Annotated in this window: 15 protein-coding genes; 14 read left to right on the top strand and 1 reads right to left on the bottom strand. The window is 39.5% G+C overall.

Annotation, left to right across the window (positions count from 1 at the left end; genetic code table 11):
- The first annotated feature begins 475 nt into the window (after positions 1–475).
- The 6 genes from ACEYX7_RS07990 (at position 476) to ACEYX7_RS07965 (ending at position 7573) form a co-directional block, all read left to right on the top strand.
- Positions 476–2074: a cytochrome ubiquinol oxidase subunit I gene (locus ACEYX7_RS07990; RefSeq protein WP_374805256.1), complete on the top strand. Its 1599-nt coding sequence runs from the start codon at positions 476–478 to the stop codon at positions 2072–2074.
- A 1-nt stretch (position 2075) separates the two neighbouring features.
- Positions 2076–3215 (top strand): cytochrome d ubiquinol oxidase subunit II, encoded by a 1140-nt coding sequence (cydB, locus tag ACEYX7_RS07985; protein ID WP_374805257.1) that lies wholly within the window; start codon positions 2076–2078, stop codon positions 3213–3215.
- A gap of 24 nt (positions 3216–3239) precedes the next feature.
- A complete protein-coding gene (gene cydX, locus ACEYX7_RS07980; protein WP_374805258.1) occupies positions 3240–3440 on the top strand; it encodes a cytochrome bd-I oxidase subunit CydX in 201 nt (66 codons plus the stop codon).
- Positions 3441–3564: 124 nt separating this feature from the next.
- Positions 3565–5376, top strand: coding sequence for a thiol reductant ABC exporter subunit CydD (cydD, locus tag ACEYX7_RS07975; RefSeq protein WP_374806865.1), 1812 nt, complete (start codon positions 3565–3567; stop codon positions 5374–5376).
- Positions 5366–7108 carry an amino acid ABC transporter ATP-binding/permease protein gene (locus ACEYX7_RS07970; RefSeq protein WP_374805261.1) on the top strand — a complete coding sequence of 581 codons (1743 nt, stop codon included), beginning with the start codon at positions 5366–5368 and terminating at the stop codon, positions 7106–7108. Before cydD ends, ACEYX7_RS07970 begins: the two co-directional genes overlap by 11 nt.
- Positions 7109–7186: 78 nt before the next feature.
- Entirely contained in the window at positions 7187–7573 is a 387-nt protein-coding gene (locus tag ACEYX7_RS07965) for a GyrI-like domain-containing protein (protein WP_374805262.1), read from the top strand.
- Here ACEYX7_RS07965 and lpxB read toward each other — a convergent pair.
- Positions 7563–8783 carry a lipid-A-disaccharide synthase gene (gene lpxB, locus ACEYX7_RS07960; RefSeq protein ID WP_374806863.1) on the bottom strand — a complete coding sequence of 407 codons (1221 nt, stop codon included), beginning with the start codon at positions 8781–8783 and terminating at the stop codon, positions 7563–7565. The two genes, ACEYX7_RS07965 and lpxB, sit on opposite strands and share 11 nt — an antisense overlap.
- A gap of 217 nt (positions 8784–9000) precedes the next feature.
- Between lpxB and ACEYX7_RS07955 the strand changes: the two genes are divergently transcribed.
- The 8 genes from ACEYX7_RS07955 to ACEYX7_RS07920 all read left to right on the top strand — a co-directional run bounded on the left by ACEYX7_RS07955 (position 9001) and on the right by ACEYX7_RS07920 (position 18530).
- Positions 9001–9879 (top strand): sulfite exporter TauE/SafE family protein, encoded by an 879-nt coding sequence (locus ACEYX7_RS07955; RefSeq protein ID WP_374804656.1) that lies wholly within the window; start codon positions 9001–9003, stop codon positions 9877–9879.
- Between the two features lie 131 nt (positions 9880–10010).
- Positions 10011–11090 carry a 3-deoxy-7-phosphoheptulonate synthase gene (locus ACEYX7_RS07950; protein WP_374804657.1) on the top strand — a complete coding sequence of 360 codons (1080 nt, stop codon included), beginning with the start codon at positions 10011–10013 and terminating at the stop codon, positions 11088–11090.
- Between the two features lie 201 nt (positions 11091–11291).
- Complete coding sequence (locus ACEYX7_RS07945) at positions 11292–12164, top strand: hypothetical protein (protein ID WP_374804658.1); 873 nt, start codon at positions 11292–11294, stop codon at positions 12162–12164.
- A gap of 67 nt (positions 12165–12231) precedes the next feature.
- On the top strand, positions 12232–13368 hold the full coding sequence (locus ACEYX7_RS07940; RefSeq protein ID WP_374804671.1) for a toxic anion resistance protein: 1137 nt from the start codon (positions 12232–12234) through the stop codon (positions 13366–13368).
- A gap of 129 nt (positions 13369–13497) precedes the next feature.
- Positions 13498–14511 carry a hypothetical protein gene (locus tag ACEYX7_RS07935; RefSeq protein ID WP_374806860.1) on the top strand — a complete coding sequence of 338 codons (1014 nt, stop codon included), beginning with the start codon at positions 13498–13500 and terminating at the stop codon, positions 14509–14511.
- 267 nt (positions 14512–14778) lie between these two features.
- Entirely contained in the window at positions 14779–16143 is a 1365-nt protein-coding gene (locus ACEYX7_RS07930; RefSeq protein ID WP_374804660.1) for a diaminobutyrate--2-oxoglutarate transaminase, read from the top strand.
- Between the two features lie 180 nt (positions 16144–16323).
- Positions 16324–17868, top strand: coding sequence for a pyridoxal phosphate-dependent decarboxylase family protein (locus tag ACEYX7_RS07925; protein ID WP_374804661.1), 1545 nt, complete (start codon positions 16324–16326; stop codon positions 17866–17868).
- A 188-nt stretch (positions 17869–18056) separates the two neighbouring features.
- Complete coding sequence (locus tag ACEYX7_RS07920) at positions 18057–18530, top strand: hemerythrin domain-containing protein (RefSeq protein ID WP_374804662.1); 474 nt, start codon at positions 18057–18059, stop codon at positions 18528–18530.
- Positions 18531–18616: the final 86 nt, after the last annotated feature.

Raw genomic sequence — 18616 nt, 5'->3', positions numbered from 1 at the left:
TTTGCCCATTGGGCATCAGTAAGTGTTAGTCTATTCATATAATCAGAATAACTGATTTTCTTTGTATGTCAACACACACTAAAGAAAGGTGTATAAAAAAAATACATATAGATTTTGATAAAAATTAGTTATAAATAATGGCTTTGTTATATTTTGAAAATATGATATAGCACAAAATGTAAAAACCTTATGTAAATTATGGTTTTATGAAATTTCTATAAAAATTGAACAGTTGTTTTGTCATTAAAGTCAATAAATTTAGGCGTTAAAAAGTCTTATTTTTGTTATGGTATTTTTATTTTACTTTTGTTATGATTGTGTAATGAAGCTTTAAAAGTCTAATGTTTACAAGGATTAGATAAACATTGGTAGGTTATCAGTGAGCCTTTTCCTGACTATTTTCGTTGGATTTTAGTCACAAAGACCCATTGCTTATGTGTAACGTTCGTTGGTCATTTTGGTCAAGGAGTTTATTGTGATTACTGAGCATTTGGTAGATATTTCGCGACTGCAATTTGCAGTTACCGCACTTTACCATTTCTTATTTGTACCATTAACCCTGGGTATGGTTTGGTTATTGGTGATTATGGAATCAGTCTATGTGATGACTGGTAAACAGATTTGGAAAGATATGACCCGTTTTTGGGGCAAACTATTTGGTATCAACTTTGCCTTGGGCGTAACGACTGGTATTACCATGGAATTCCAGTTTGGTACCAACTGGGCATATTATTCGCACTATGTAGGTGACATCTTCGGTGCACCATTGGCGATCGAAGGCTTGATGGCGTTTTTCTTAGAATCGACCATGGTTGGCTTATTTTTCTTTGGTTGGGATCGTTTGTCTCGTGGTCAACATTTGGTTGTGACTATTTTGATGGCATTGGGTACAAACCTTTCAGCATTGTGGATTTTGGTTGCGAACGGTTGGATGCAAAACCCTGTTGGTGCTGAATTTAACTATCTCACCATGCGTATGGAAATGACCGATTTCTTCGCCGTTTTATTTAGCCATGATGCACAAAACAAATTTGTACATACTGTATCAGCAGGTTACTGCGTTGGTGCGATGTTTGTATTATCAATTTCTGCATGGTATTTGTTGCGTGGTCGTGATGTTGAATTTGCTAAGCGTAGTTTCCAAGTGGCAGCAGCGTTTGGTTTTGCAGCGATTTGTAGTACGATTCTTTTGGGTGACGAATCAGGTTATTCAGTAGGTTTGGCACAACAAACTAAATTGGCATCAATGGAAGCGATGTGGCATACAGAACCTGCACCAGCAAGTTTTAACTTGATTGCAGGAATCAATGAAAAAGAACAAAAAAATGATTGGGCGGTACAAATCCCCTATGCAATGGGTTTGATTGGTACACGTTCTTTGGATAAGCCGATTTTGGGTATTCACGACATTAAAGCAATTAATAAAGAACGTATCATCAATGGTGCAGTGGCTGTGACATTACTTGATCAGTTGCGTGCTAACCCAAATGATGAAGCTTTGAAAGCACAATTTGAAAAAGTAAAACATAACTTAGGTTTTGGTTTATTGCTTAAACGTTACACTGACGATGTCAGCAAAGCGACACCAGAAATGATCCAAAAAGCAACGGATGATACGATTCCTGCGATTTTCCCAATATTCTGGTCATTCCGTATCATGGTTGGTCTAGGTTTTGCGATGTTATTCTTGTTCTCTGCAAGCTTGTGGTGCACCATCAAAGGTAGTAGCTTTGTTGAGAAAAAATGGTTACTTAAAGCCGCATTATTCATGTTGCCAGCCCCTTGGATTGCAGCTGAATGTGGTTGGTTTGTGGCTGAATATGGTCGTCAACCATGGACAATTTACGGTATCTTGCCTACACATTTATCGGTATCGAACATTAGTGTAGCAAGCGTATGGGGTTCATTGGCAGGTTTTGTTGGGTTCTATACTTTCCTATTAATCATTGAAATGTATTTGATGGTAAAATATGCAAAATTAGGTCCTGCGAGCTTAGGTACAGGTCGCTATTATGGCGAAGGTACTGCACCGTTAACTACAAAACAAACTCCAGCTGAAATGGAGGGTCGTTGATATGTTATTTGATTATGAAACGCTAAAAATCATTTGGTGGTTATTGGTTGGCGCATTATTGATTGGTTTTGCTATCATGGATGGGCACGATATGGGCGTATGTAGTCTATTGCCTTTCGTGGGTAAAGATGATGATGAGCGTCGTGTGATTATTAATACGATTGGCCCACACTGGGAAGGTAACCAAGTTTGGTTTATTACTGGTGGTGGTGCGATCTTTGCAGCGTGGCCTTTGGTCTATGCAACAGCATTTAGTGGCTTCTATTGGGCATTAATCGCAGTACTTTGGGCATTGTTCTTCCGCCCAGTTGGCTTTAAATATCGTAGTATGATTCACAATCCAACGTGGCGTAACGCTTGGGATTGGGCATTATTTGGTGGTTCTTTTGTACCAGCAGTCGTGTTTGGTGTGGCTTTTGGTAACCTGTTCTTGGGCGTACCATTTAGCTTCGATAGCGTGATGCGTTCAACCTATACGGGTACATTCTGGGCGTTGCTCAATCCATTTGCCATACTTTGTGGTTTGGTGAGTGCGACGATGCTTATCATGCAGGGTGGTGCTTACTTGGCTCACCGTACTGTTGAAGATGTGCAAGTGCGTACCATTAAATTTACTTCAATCTCTGCGATTGTGATGGTGGTCTTGTTTATCTTAGCTGGTGTTTGGATTCAATCAATCCAAGGTTATGCAATCACTTCTGCTCTAGATACACAAGGTGTTGCTAACCCATTGGCTAAAGAAGTAACTCGTCAATCGGGTGCATGGATGGCAAACTACCAAAAATATCCAGTAGCTTGGGTGTTCCCATTGCTTGGTATTGCGATGCCGATTGCAACGGTATTGATGCTCAAAGCCAAAAAGACATTGACTGCGTTTGTGACATCAAGTTTGGCTGTATTGGGTGTGATCATGACTGCGGGCGTATCTTTATTCCCATTCGTGATGCCATCTTCAACAGATCCACGTTCTAGCTTGACTGTATGGGATTCTGTATCTAGCCATATGGTATTGATGATCATGTTGTATGTTGTTGTGATTTTCTTACCGATCGTTGTGAGCTACACAAGCTGGGCGTATCGTGTGATGCGTGGTAAAGTCACAAAAGCGTATATTCGTGAAAACGACCATAGCGTATATTAACTTGCAAAAATCAGGAGAGAAATCATGTGGTATTTTGCATGGGTATTAGGTTTAGGCTTTGCGGTACTGTTGGCCGTATTGAATGCAATGTGGCTAGAGAACGAAGAAGCACGATTAAAATCATATGGTGAAAAGCCAATCGTTGATGATGGTACATTATCAGAAGGCAACCCAGCGATTTTGATTGATAAAAAAGGCGAAAGTGGCGATAATCAGATTCTGTAATCCCACGACGTAAAAATGATTTTGATGATGACTGTCTCGGTGCGGTCATCATCATATTTTAAGAGCTTTTTGCGTATACTGATGTTACTTCTTAAATTGTTTAAAAGTTATTGAAAAATCGTATATGAAAACACCTCAATCCACTTTAGATACTCATCCAGACGCAAATAAAAAACAAAATAAATTGGTGCGACAAACCTTAAAAGACTGGGCAAAACCTGCCAAGAAAATGATTAGCTATGCGTGGTTGTTTTCGATAATATCAACGATTATTTTTATTGCCCAAGCATGGCTACTTGCCAGTATTTTTGCCCATTGGTTAAATCAAAGTTTTACTCATCAAGCCTTAAGTTTAGTCGGTATAGAAACGCATTTTTTGGTATTGGTAATCTGTCTATTATTGCGTCCATTATGCAATTATTTTAAAGAAAAATTCGCACTTGATGCAGGTTTAAGCGTGGCATCGACACTACGCCAACAGCTTTTGCAACGTGTACAACAGCTCGGGGCAGCACGCCATCAATACGGCAATGATGGTGAATTGACCAGTTATATTTTGCAACAAAGTGATAGCTTAGTTGGTTATGTCAGTCGTTTTCATTTGCAACGTTTGGTGGTGGTGACTACGCCGATTTTGTTATTGATTGCGGCATTTAGCCAAAGTTGGGTAGCGACAGCAGTGATGTTGATGACTGCACCGTTAATTCCGATTTTTATGATTTTGATCGGGCATGCTACAGCCAAAAAAAGCCGTGAACAATTTCAAGCCTTGGCACAAATGAGCGGTCGTTTTTTGGATTGGTTGCGTGGGGTGGCGACTTTGCAAAGGATTGATGCGGTGGATATTGCCCGTGCCGATTTGCAATATGCCAGTGAGCAATATCGTCGTCGTACTATGGATGTGTTAAAAATCGCCTTTCTCAATTCTGCGGCATTGGAATTATTGGCGGCATTGTCGATTGCCTTATTGGCGATGTATTTGGGTTTTGGTTTGATGGGGATTCTGCCGTGGCAAAAAAATGAAATCGCTGTGCCTTATCAAAGTGCATTATTTTTGTTATTGCTTGCACCAGAGTTTTATTTGCCTTTGCGACAGTTGGGGGCGGATTATCATGTTAAAGCTCAAGCAGAAGGGGCGGTGGAAAATTTATTGCCTTTATTACAACAAACACAGGGCGAAAATGAGATTTTAGAAAATCAATCAAATCATCAATATATGATTGATATTCAAACATTAAATTATATTGAATTTAAACAAGTTACTGTGTACGGTTTAAATCAGCGTACGCGTTTATCACCGACCGATTTTACACTAAAACAAGGCGAACAGATTTTGTTATTGGGTGAAAGTGGTAGCGGAAAATCGACTTTATTACAAATTTTTATGGGCTTTTGTGATTATCAAGGTTCAATTTCACTATTTTTAAATCAAGCAAGCCAACAACAACAAACAATCGATTTTAAACATATTGATAAAAGCGAATTTCGTAAACATATCGCCTATCTGTCGCAAACCAGTCCATTACTAGCCAAAAGCATTGCGGAAAATTTACGTTTGGTGAAAGCCGATGCAAGCGATGATGAATTGTGGCAAGTGCTAGAATGGGTACAGCTGAAAGATTTAATTGCAAAGCTACCTTTGGGAATTAATACGCCACTGGGTGAGCGTGGGCAAGGCTTGTCAGGTGGTCAGCAACGTCGCTTGGCGATTGCACAATTATTATTACAAGATGCCACGATTTGGCTACTCGATGAACCGACCGAACATTTGGATGAACAAAGTGCGATTGAAATTGCTCAACTTTTACAACAGCTTACACAAGGTAAAACTGTGCTATGGGTTAGCCATGATACGCATGGCTTAGATTGGCTACAGCAAAAACGCCTACTAGACTTGCAAAAGGCGGATTTACAAGGGGAAGATGATGAAAAATAATCAAAAAAAGTCAGCTAATCATCATACTTTTCAATTAGGTGAATTGATCAGCACACAGCTAGAGTTATGGATTTTTAGTTGGTTATTGGCTGTGGTCACGGCAATTGCAGTGGTCGGTTTGTTGATGCTGTCGGGGTGGTTTATCAGTGCATCGGCATTGGCAGGCTTGATTGCATTAGGGTCGCATAATTTTAATTATTTGATGCCATCTGCAATTATTCGTAGTTTTGCCATGGCTCGTACCGCAGGGCGATATGGCGAATTGATGGTGTCGCATCATGCGATTTTTGCCCTATTAAAACAGTTACGCGTCAAGTTTTTCCAAAAATTTGCCCAATTGCCAAGCTTGCAACGTAATCAACAATTACGCTCAAGCCATATCATGCACCGCTTAACACATGATATTGATACATTGGATGAATTTGTATTGCGTGTGGTGTCGCCGTGGTTGGTGGTAAGCTTGATTTTGTTAGGTTTTGGGGTATTAAGTTATTTTATTTTGCAAAGTTTTGGTTTGGCGTGGGGTGGTTTTGTTTGCTTGTGGTTGGCGGTGATTTTGGGTATGAGCGTGCTTATTCCTTTGTTTTTACAGCAAAAAGGCATGCAACAAGCCGAACAGCAACAGCAATTGGCAGAACAACGCCGTATTGCTTTGCTCGAGCCTTTGACCGCTTTAACACATTTATTGATTTGGCAAAGTTGGCATCGGGAAGTTCAGGATTTTTGGCAAAAAGAACAACAACATATCGCCCAGCAACAACAGATACAACAACAACGTGGTATCGCCAGTCTGGTGTTGCAATGGGTTTGGGCATTGGCAATTGTGGCTGTATTGTGGGCGGTGGTGAGCTTTTCTCAAGGGCAATTTTACAGTACGGTGAGTGTGCCATTATTGTTGGCGGTGGTGTTGGGGATTTTAGCATTGGCGGAAATTGTTTTGCCATTGGTACAGCATTATTTGGCATTGGGGCATAGTATTTCTGCTCGTAATCGACTCAATCAAATTTTGGAAAATGCCAGTGTCATTGATGCTGAGCAACCAATACAAGAAATTGATATTAAAGGAAATATCATACTTGATGTGCAGGGCTTAACTGCCAAAATGCCCAATGCCTTAAACGGTGTGGATAATCTTAATTTTTCCGCTCATAAAGGACAGGTAGTATTGATCACAGGGCGTTCAGGGGCAGGGAAATCGACCTTGCTGAATGCCTTGGCAGGGGAAATCACTGCACAATCAGGGCAAATTTTGTTAAATCAGCAAGCTTTAAATCAGCACAATTCAAGCCAAAATAATGTCATGCAAAATGCGGAATATATTGCTTATTTGGCACAGCAGATTGATATTTTTGACCAAAGTTTGGCTAATAATTTACGTCTTGCCAAGCCGACTGCCAGTGATGCTGAATTGTGGCAAGTCTTAGCATCGGTGGATTTGGAAGATTGGGCAAAAGCACAGCCTTTGCAATTGGATACGCCTTTGGGTGAGTATGGTTTGGCGGTATCGGGTGGGCAAGCACGACGTATTGCATTGGCACGTTTGTTGTTGAAAAATAAACCGATTTTATTATTAGATGAACCTTTTGCAGGCTTGGATACTGATACCCGTCAGCGACTATGGCAAAATTTGATCGCCCATCAAAAGCATGGTATTTTAATTTTGGTTAGCCATCATTTTTGGCAAGATATGTATCAGAATGCCGATGCGGTGCATATTCAAATTGGCAATTAAATCGATTCGAATTGCACCATGATGTAAATAAATCTTACTTATTCAAAAGATGATGTGGAATTAAAACCATGAAATTATATGAAATTATATGAAATCAACACTATCCGTACCAATAATTTTAATGATGCACAGGTATTAGAAAAGTTTGGTCAATTATGGCAAGACACGCTTGCAAAATATGATGGTCAATCGACCTTATATGGCGTATATCATGAGTATCAATCCAATTATCAAGGTGATTATACTTGTAGCACTGCCAGTGATAAGGAAAATGGAGGTAGAAATATTGTTTTAAGTGACGCAAAATATAAAATATTTCATTGCCATAAAGATGATGTAGCGAAAACGTGGCAAGACATTTGGGCTTTAGAAGAAAAAGGCGAATTGCACAGAGTATATCAAATGGATTATGAAAAATATTTGGCAGATGGGCAAGTTGAAATTTATATTGGGATTATAGCTTAAAATGCTGTAAAACCGCTAGAGCAGGGTCTTGCATATGATCGCCTTGTAGCAATTGTTGATGTAATGCCACCAATTGTTCTTGCTGTTTTTGCCCTTGCTCGCCTAACATTTGCTGTAAATGCTGAGCGATATTTTGCGGATTGGCTTGGGCTTGAATCAGCTCAGGCACAACCTGTTCTTTAGCAATAATATTTGGCAAAGACACATAAGGGATTTTCACCATGTGTTTAATCAGCCAATAACTCAACCAATGCAATTTATAAATTACAATCATCGGCTTATGTAACAACATACATTCTAATGTCGCTGTACCCGATGCCAACACCACAGCACGACTGGCTTGCATTGCTAAACGTCCGATTTTTGCATCTTGTTGTTGTGGCGATAAAATTTGAATGGCGGATTTGAATTGAGCCTTGTCCTCAAAATGATGATTTACAATTTCTTCGATTTGAGCTAAACGGCGTGCGTTAATTGCAGGAATAATAAAAGTATAAGGTGAATCAGGATTGTGCTGTAAAAATGCCGTGACACTGTCTAATAGTGTCGGCAATAATCTTGCTACTTCACCTTGCCGACTTCCCGGTAATAGGGCGATATAGTCTTTTTCAATGGCTAAATTAAGTTGTTGTTTGGCAGGGTTTGACTCGACTTGTAACGGCATGGATTTTGCTAAAGGATGCCCAACAAAGACCGCAGGGACTTGATATTGCTGATAAAAATCCACTTCAAAAGGGAATAAACACAACACCAAATCACACACAGCTTTGATATTAAATACCCGTTTTTGTCGCCAAGCCCACACAGATGGACTGACATATTGCACGGTTTTGATATTTAAATTGTGCTGTTGATTGAGTGATTTAATCTGTTTTGCCACACGCAAATTAAAATCAGGCGCATCGATACCGATAAAAATATCAGGTGGATTATCCTTAAAATGGGCAATCAAGCCATCACGCACCGCAAACAATTGCTTGAGATGTTTCAGCACTTCGACCAAACCCATTACGCTCAAGCTTTCCATTGGATACAGACTGCGAAAGCCGGCTTGCAACATTTGCGAACCGCCAATACCATAAAATTCCGCATCTATACCTTGAGCTTGAAAGCTGTGCATCAGTGCCACGCCTAAGCTGTCGCCAGAGACTTCCCCGACTACAATGGCGATTTTTAAAGGGCGTTTGGCTGTATGGGAATGGTCAAGCATAATCAAAAACAATAAAAATTTTGCTCAAATAGGTTACTCTTTTTTAGGATTGAACGCAATTTTATTACTGGTTTAAAAAATCTATTGAAATAAAAAGTATGGCATTTTAAGCCAAGCCTTTATCACTTTAAAAGCTATACAAATATTTTTTAATTCACAAAAAAAGATTAAGAATTGCTTAATATAGCCCCAGTTTTAATCTTATTGGGGACGGACGATGGATATTGTGCAATATATTTTGGCTGGCATTGTGGTAGGCTTTTGTGTTGGCGTGACAGGCGTGGGCGGTGGCTCGTTGATGACACCGATTTTAATTAGTTTACTGAAAATTGAACCACATATCGCTATCGGTACAGATTTATTATATGCGTCGATTTCTAAATTTTGTGGTTCGATGGTACATGCCAAAAAATTAAATATTGTTTGGCCTATCGTCATTTTTTTAGCTTTGGGCAGTATTCCTGCGTCATTTGCAACCAATTGGGTATTACATAATTTTTTAAGCCAATCGCCTGATTTTAAAAAGCTACTGACTATCGTTTTGGGCTTTATGTTGCTGTTGACAGGAGTATCTATCGTATTTCGCCAACAGATTGAAAAATTTGTTAATCGTTTTCGAAAAGACCTACCCGAACAACCTAGCCCAGAACAGCAAATTGAACTGATTAAACACAAAAAAATGTCCATGATGATTATGGGTGTCGTGCTTGGGGTATTGGTCACGCTGTCATCAGTTGGGGCAGGGGCATTTGGCATTATGGCATTGGTCTTGATGTTTCCGTATTTGCCGATGATTCGCATTATTGGCTCGGATGTGGTGCATGCGGTATTGCTAACTTTTGTGGCAGGCTTAGGGCATATGACGGCTGGCAATGTGGATTTTTCATTATTGATGTGGTTATTGGTCGGCTCAATTCCTGCGATTATTGTCGGGACATTGTTGAGTTCGAGTATGCCAGATCGTTTAATTCGTAAGATTTTGGGTGTCACGCTATGCCTATTGGGGATTAATTTTATGTTGAATCCAGTCAAAGCTAAAGTGCCAGCACAACCTAAGCCAGCAACAGCACTGGTTGTAGCGAGTAGTAGTCGTTAACAAAATGGCTATTATTATGCAAATAAGCAAAGATTTAGTGAGTTAATTGTTGCATAGGCTTTTATTCATAAAAAAATATGCTATATTTAATCTGAATTTCATCGAAAAATTTTATTATTCAGGAGCGAGTGATGAGCGAACAACATAGCCACTTAGACATTGATGACTTAAATGTAGCCAGTATCCAGCCATTAATCACCCCAAACCAACTCAAAGACGAATTACCATTAAGTGACAAAGCACACGCCACAGTACTTGAGGGTCGTCAAGTCGTGCGTGATATTTTGGATGGCAAAGATAAGCGTTTATTTATCGTGATTGGCCCTTGTTCGATTCATGATGTTAAAGCGGCACATGAATATGCAGATCGATTAAAAGTACTGAGCGAAAAAATCAAAGATACGATCTATGTAATCATGCGTGTTTATTTTGAAAAACCACGTACTACAGTCGGCTGGAAAGGTCTAATCAATGATCCAAATATGGATGACTCTTTCGATGTTGAAAAAGGTCTGCGTGTTGGTCGTCAATTATTATTAGACTTGAATGAAAAAGGTTTACCTTGTGCAACTGAAGCACTCGATCCAAACTCACCACAATATTTGCAAGACTTAATCGCATGGTCTGCGATCGGGGCGAGAACTACCGAAAGCCAAACACACCGTGAAATGTCTTCAGGTCTGTCTTCGCCAGTGGGTTTTAAAAATGGTACGGATGGTGGTTTTACCGTGGCGACCAATGCCATGCAAGCGGTGAAATCGGGACATAGCTTTTTGGGTTTGAGCGGTGATGGTCAAGTGTCGGTGATTCGTACCAAGGGCAATCCTTATGCACATGTGGTATTGCGTGGCGGTGATGGCAAACCAAATTATGATGCAACATCTGTAGCACAAGCTGAAGATGCGTTAAATAAAGCCAAAGTCAGCAGCAAAATCATGATTGATGCCAGCCATGCCAATTCTAACAAAGACCCATATTTGCAATCTTTGGTTTTGCGTAATGTGACCGAGCAAATCTTGGATGGCAATAAAACTATCGTTGGCTTGATGGTAGAAAGTCATCTCAAAGGCGGTCGCCAAAACATTCCAAAAGACTTAAATGAATTGGTCTATGGTCAATCGGTAACGGATGGTTGCTTGGATTGGGAAGCGACAGAAGCGATTTTGTTGGAAATGCACGAAAAATTAAAAGATATTTTACCAAATCGTTGATTTAAAATCTAATTTAAAAAACTATTAAAAATAGAACCTTAGCTGGTAATTGGCTAAGGTTTTATTTTTGGATAAAATATGATGACGTTCTTTTCAAAAAATAACAGAATAAAATTTGTAAAATATACACACAGACCTAATTATTGTCTTAAGTTTTGAGAAAAATTCCTTTATATCAATTTTGTTGAGTATCATCAATCGATGTCACACACGCCAAATATTCGTACCCAACAATTGACCCCATTGATTGAGATCGTGGATGATGGTTCACGTCTATTAAAAATTAAACGTGAACAGCTTGTGCCGTTATTTGATATTGCACGCCAACAACGTATTTTTGAAATCCATTATGCCGATAGCATTTTACAAGCACAGCATCAGCAATTGGATAAGATTCATTTGGCACTTATCCCTAGTTTTGCGGAAAACTTATCGAAAATCATGCAGTTATTGCAACATAGTGAACCCAAAAAGCCGAAAAAAATTAACCGTTTGCAACGTTGGCTAGGGCAAGATATTGAATATCAAGCCAAAAGTCTTGCTACACAACAACAACTCAAACGCTTGGTAGATCGCATCAAAGCCGACAGCACACGCTTGCAACAACAGCAACAGCAGTCTGAGCAAAGTGTGAGTAAGCTACATCAGTTACGTTTAGATATGGCATATCATATTGTCGCTTTACAGCAATTTATCCAAGAAAGTGAACAATTTGCCTTGCAAAGTACATCATCCAGCGTGCAACAATTGATTCCACGTTTGCAACAACGTGTACAACAGTTGAGCCAAGCTCAAGTGAGTACTGATATGGCGATGTTACAAATGTTGCTCAACCAAGATGTGGCGACATCATTATTGCAGCGTGTTGATGAATTATTACAGGTATTATTGCCAAGTTGGCAACATTATCTCAATGCCCAGCATTCAGCTCAAAATGGACAGCAATTGCAAAAAATTCATCAAATACGGGAGCAGTTATTGCAACAATTGAGTACCGCAATGCGTTCATTTCAGGCAACAAGCAACAGCTCAGCACCTGAGCCAACCACAAACAAAGCTGATTTTCAGCGTTAAATTTTATCATTTTGGAGTATAGTGAATGAACGATTTTGACCCAAAAGACATGCCGAATATCAGCAAAATGCCTACAGCGAATAAGCAAGCCGATCAGACTGATTTAAGCCACCAATTTCAAGAAATGGACTTGGCAGGTCATGGTATTGAGCAAGATGATTATGCACAAGTGCTTGAAATTTATGCTTTATTAGATGATGATAATGCCTTAAGTGTGGCGGAATATGGCAAAGATATTCGCCAAGGCACCGCACAGCATACCGATAGTTTGTTGGATTTGGTCAAAGCCAAGGATTTGGACGAGACAGGCAAAAAACTCAACGATATTCTCAATCTTGCCAAACAGATTAATGCTGAAAATATCATCCAAGTATCCGAGCAAAAATCGGGCTTGTTCGGTGGTTTATTTGCCAAAATCAAACAGACCAAACACAATATGCAACAGCAATTCCACACCGTACAACAACAGCTTGAAGCTTTGTTGAATGAAGTGGATTTGTCACAGCAAGGGCTAAAAAGTCGGGTGGATTTGTTAGAAAGCATGTATAACGATGTGCAAGCAGAGCATCACCGTTTGGGCTTGTATGTGGTGGCAGGTCAGCTGAAACAACAACAAATTAGCCAAAATATGCAAAAGCTTACCCTACAACAAAGTGGCGAGCCGAATAATCAGCAATTGGTACAGCAGATTTATGAAAGTAATCAACGTACCAATCACCTAGAAAAACGTGTGCATGATTTGCAAGTTTTGCAACAATCCGCCTTGCAAACTTTGCCGATGATTCGCATGATTCAGTCTAATAATCTGATGTTGATTGATAAGTTTTATGCCATCAAAAATATCACTTTTCCTGCGTGGAAAAATCAAATTAGCTTGGCGTTGTCTTTGAATGAGCAGCAAAAAAGCGTGCAATTGGCACAGCAAATCGATGATGCGACCAATGAAATTTTAAAACGTAATGCCGATTTGTTATACCAAAATTCGGTCAATACGGCTAAAGCCAATCAGCGTGCGGTGATTGATATTCAGACTTTGGAACATGTGCAAAATCGTCTATTTAGTACGGTCAATGATGTGATGCAAATTCAGCAACAGGGCATGCAACAACGTCAGCAAGCCGAGCAACAATTGCATGGTTTGCAACAACAATTAAACCGTTTGGTGGTGGAACAAAAACCACAAGCCAGCAAAATTAAAGGTTAAATTTATGACTAATTCTAAACTAAAGTAAATTATTTATCCCCCACCTTAATCCTCCCCCTAAGGGGGAGGAAATTCCTCTCACTTAGGGAGGGCTAGGGGAGGGTTATTTAGTGAATTTTATTGAATGAAATGGGTATAAAACATAAATCATCGGTAACTCAAAATATGCAACAGCACAAAACCGCCCAAGATGATATCGACCTAGATACGGACTTGGGCAGTATCCAACGCACGGCAATCGTCAATCAGCATAAGCAAAAAATCGCTGTGCATGAAGGACTTATGCAACTGAAAACACGTCAGCAACGCTTGGTTTGGGGGCAGTGGCTGGCAGGTGTGGCGTTACTGTGTCTTGTGGTCTTTTATTTTGCTGTACCGAATATGATTTATGCGTATTTTGATTTGCCGACCGTGCAAGCCTTGCATATTCCAGTGACTACGCCTGAATTATTGGACTTGCAACAGCCGAATTATGTGAATAATTTTTTTTCATGGTTGCTATGGTTTAGTTTTAAACTTTTTGGTTCAATCATTGGGGCGGTGATTTTAATTAAGATTTTAAAAAAGTTGCGATTTTTTCAAAAAAAGATTGTTGGCTTTTTTAAGCATATTTTGGCATTTTTGCTGTCAATGATGTTGATATGGTCAGCAATGACCAGTGTGCAATATTTTTCAAAAGACTATCAAGCCGAACGAAAAGCACAGCAATATTATGCTTATCAAAATAATATCCAAGAAAGTCAGATTTACCAAAAAATCCAGCAAAATCAAATCGAAAAATTACCGCAAGCCTATGTGTTGGCTCAAGTGGCGGTATTGCATCAACCGCTAGATAAAGCCGTAGCCACAGCATATTTGCAACAATTACAACAGGCAGAACAGCAAGGCGGTGATTTTTATCAATATGGTTTTCAGGCGGAAAAAATTTGGCAAATGCAAAAGCAAGTTTATGGTTCAGCGGTGACGCCTTTGGCTCAAAGTATTGATGTCAAAGCCCAACGAGCGGATAAAATTTTGTCCATGGTGCAAATTGTGATGGGCTTAATGATGGCGATAGTGTTGGCATTGACAGCACTATATTGGTTATTGGCTCGGCAGTTTTCCAATAGAATAAAGCGGATTGAACAAATTTTGAAAAGTTAAATTTATACAATAAAATTAACTCAAAAATAATACTCATCTATCAAAAAAAACTTGGTATAAATTGGTCTTTTGTTGCATAAAACTATGGCTTTTTTGTAAAAAAAAGGTATCATTTAAGGGCTTACTTAAGCCAACTCGATTTCATGACAAAATCACATCAAGTAAGCCCAATTCTCGCATAGGTCTTTTTCTGAAATAATGTGTTAATACATTGATTTTGGGAAAAGATTTATTTCTTTCTACCCTTATCAGAGATGGTAATCCGATATGAGCGTTACTCCTGTAAACCCAGTTCCAAATGCCACTAACGAATATTATTTAGATCGCCAAAATGCGATGGAATCAAATGTTCGTAGTTATCCGCGTAAACTCCCATTAGCTATCGCAAAAGCACAAGGCTGTTGGGTAACGGATGTCGAAGGTAATCAATACCTTGACTTTTTAGCAGGAGCAGGAACTTTAGCGTTGGGTCATAATCACCCAGCAGTTATTCAAGCGATTCAAGACGTGTTGGCAAGTGGCTTACCATTGCATACGCTTGATTTGACTACCCCGCTAAAAGATGCCTTTAGCGAAGAATTGTTGTCGTTTTTTCCAAAAGATAAATATGTTTTACAGTTCACTAGCCCAGCAGGTACTGATGCCAACGAAGCTGCTATCAAATTAGCCAAGACCTATACAGGTCGTGGTAATGTGATTGCATTCTCTGGTGGTTATCATGGTATGACGCACGGTGCATTGGCATTGACAGGTAACTTAAGTGCTAAAAATGCAGTGCAAAACTTGATGGCTGGCGTACAATTTTTGCCATATCCACATGAATATCGTTGCCCATTAGGCTTGGGCGGTGAAGCAGGTGTTGACGCTTTAACTTACCAATTCGAAACCTTTATCAATGACGTTGAAAGCGGTGTAGTGAAGCCAGCAGCGGTGATTTTAGAAGCGATTCAAGGTGAGGGCGGTGTTGTGCCTGCACCAATCAAATGGTTGCAAAAAATCCGTGAAGTGACTGCAAAGCATGACATCGTATTGATCGTTGATGAAGTGCAAGCCGGTTTCTGCCGTTCAGGTAAAATGTTTGCGTATGAACACGCAGGTATTGAGCCAGATATCGTAGTCATGTCTAAAGCCGTTGGTGGTAGCTTACCTTTGGCAGTGTTGGCAATCAAAAAAGAATTTGATGCATGGCAACCTGCTGGTCACACTGGTACTTTCCGCGGTAACCAAATGGCGATGGCAACAGGTTATGCGACATTAAAAGTATTAAAAGAGCAAAACTTGGCTCAAAATGCGGTAGAGCGTGGTGCATATCTCAAGTCTGCTTTGACTGAACTTGCCAAAGAATATCCATGTATTGGTAATGTACGTGGTCGTGGTTTGATGATGGGTATCGAAATCGTTGATGAACGCCAAGCTGCTGATGCAACAGGTGCTCATCCGCATGATGGTGCTTTGGCTGCAGCAATCCAAAAAGCGTGCTTTAACAACAAGTTAATGCTTGAGCGTGGCGGTCGTGGTGGTAATGTGGTACGTGTATTGTGTGCGGTGAACGTTTCTCAAGAAGAATGTGAAGAAATGATCAAACGCTTTAAACAATCTCTTGCTGAAGCATTACAAGCTGTACGTGGTTAATCTTTAAAATACGATATTGATTTAAAATCTTTTAAATTGATATTAAAAAGGGCGTATTGATACGCCTTTTTTTACAGTAATCACGCTTTTTGTTCAATTTTCTTAACATGACTCAACATTCGTCAGCATTATAGCTTATGCTATAATCCATGACAGTACACTGAATTTTAGGATATAACCATGGTAGATTTTGCCCAACACAAACAAGCTTTACTTTGTAAAGATCAAAAATCGATTCAAGATTATCAAGCCAATATGCAAAATGCGGTTAAAGCCGTGGCTGCATGGTTAGATAATGACAAAATGTATACTGGCGGTAGCATCAAACAATTGCGTGATGCGATTGCATTCCAACCGTCAAAAGATGGTTTAGGCTTAGAAAAATCACTACAACGTATGGTGGATTTATTCTTAAATAAAAGCTTAAAAGTACATCATCCGCATTCATTGGCACATTTGCACTGCCCAACGATGGTCGCAAGCCAAGTGGCGGAAGTGTTGATTAATGCCACCAACCAATCTATGGACTCTTGGGATCAAAGCCCTGCTGGTTCATTGATGGAAGTGCAATTGATTGATTGGTTACGCCAAAAAGTCGGTTACGGCTTTGGTCAAGCCGGTGTATTTACCTCTGGTGGTACGCAATCAAACTTGATGGGGGTATTATTGGCTCGTGATTGGTGTATCGCCAAAAACTGGAAAAATGCTGACGGTCAAGAATGGTCTGTACAACGTGATGGTTTGCCTGCTGATGCACTGCAAAAAGTTAAAGTGATTTGTTCTGAAAATGCCCACTTCTCTGTACAAAAGAATATGGCAATGATGGGTATGGGCTTTCAATCTGTTGTGACTGTGCCTGTCAATGACCAAGCACAAATCGACATCGATGCCTTAGAAAAAACCATGCAACATTTGCAGGATGAAGGCAAAATCGTAGCCTGTGTGGTGGCAACTGCAGGGACAACCGATGCTGGCGCGATTGATCCATTACATCGTATCCGTGAATTGACCACTAAATTTGGTGCGTGGATGCATATTGATGCGGCTTGGGGCGGTGCGTTATTATTATCCAATGATTATCGTGATTGGTTATCGGGCATTGAATTGTCTGACTCGGTGACTTTGGATTTCCATAAGCATTTTTTCCAAAGTATTTCATGCGGTGCATTCTTATTAAAAGATGAGAAAAATTATCGTTTTATGCATTATGAAGCGGAATATCTTAACTCAGCTTATGACGAAGAGCATGGCGTACCAAACTTGGTATCAAAATCTTTACAAACCACACGTCGTTTTGATGCGTTGAAATTATGGATGACGGTAGAAGCTTTGGGCGAAGAATTATACGGCTCAATGATTGATCATGGCGTGCGTTTAACCCGTGACGTGGCGGACTATATCAAAGCTACTAACGGTTTGGAATTGTTGGTTGAACCACAATTTGCATCGGTATTATTCCGTGTCGTGCCAAAAGATTATCCAGCTGAATTTATCGATAGCTTAAATCAAAACGTGGCAGATGAATTGTTTGCTCGTGGTGAAGCCAATATCGGTGTGACGCGTGTGATTGATGCCAAGCAAGACGTGCAGTCGTTAAAAATGACTACGCTTAGCCCTGTTGCGACGTTGGACAATGTGAAAAACTTGTTAAGCCAAGTGCTTGATGAAGCTGCTCGCATCAAAGATGACATCAAAAATGGTACATATACACCTGCAATTGACTAATTCATCGATTGCTTGTGCTGCAAATTAAGCCGATATCAATTGTATCGGCTTAATTTTTATAAATTAAATGACAATAAATAAATACCCATGCTATACGGATAAAATATTAGCATTAAATTATAATGGATTTATAAGTTTATATTTTTTAAAATTTTTTTGAGTGAGAGAAAAAGTCATGCCTAGCCAAATTGCCACATGCTACCGAATTAGATATTTTCCAAGCCTTAATTCAACATCACGATATTCAACGTGATTATTGCAAAAAAATTGAAGATCATCTTAAAGCTGATGACTTAAAAAAAGCAAAATCAATTTATCTTGATTTTGAATTAGAATTGCAAGCTCATGCCGCTGCAGAAGAGCGTCATTTATATTTGCCAGTGATGCAATATGATGAAGGCTTAGACCTATCACGTCATGCCATTGCTGAGCATCATGAAATGGATGAAATGATAGAAAAAATGAACGATGGACGCATTAGCGATGCAACTTGGGTGGAAACTTGCAAGGAATTAATCCATGAAGTTCGCCATCATTTGGAAGAGGAAGAGCAGAAATTTTTTAAAGATGCCAAGAAAATTTTGGCAACTGAGCAACAGCAACGTTTGGGTGCTCTATATTTGGTTGAACATCAGCAATTTGAAAAAAATAACGCAGAATAAATTTTTTTCTTATTAGGGTGTGTTGACATACAAAGAAAATCAGTTATTCTGATTATATGAATAGACTAACACTTACTGATGCCCAA

Origin of the sequence: Hubeiibacter jixunmingi, from assembly GCF_041928215.1 — a bacterium.
In the GTDB taxonomy this organism is placed as follows: domain Bacteria; phylum Pseudomonadota; class Gammaproteobacteria; order Pseudomonadales; family Moraxellaceae; genus Acinetobacter.
The sequence above is the reverse complement of the archived record's forward strand: the minus strand, read 5'-3'. Positions and strand labels throughout refer to the sequence as shown.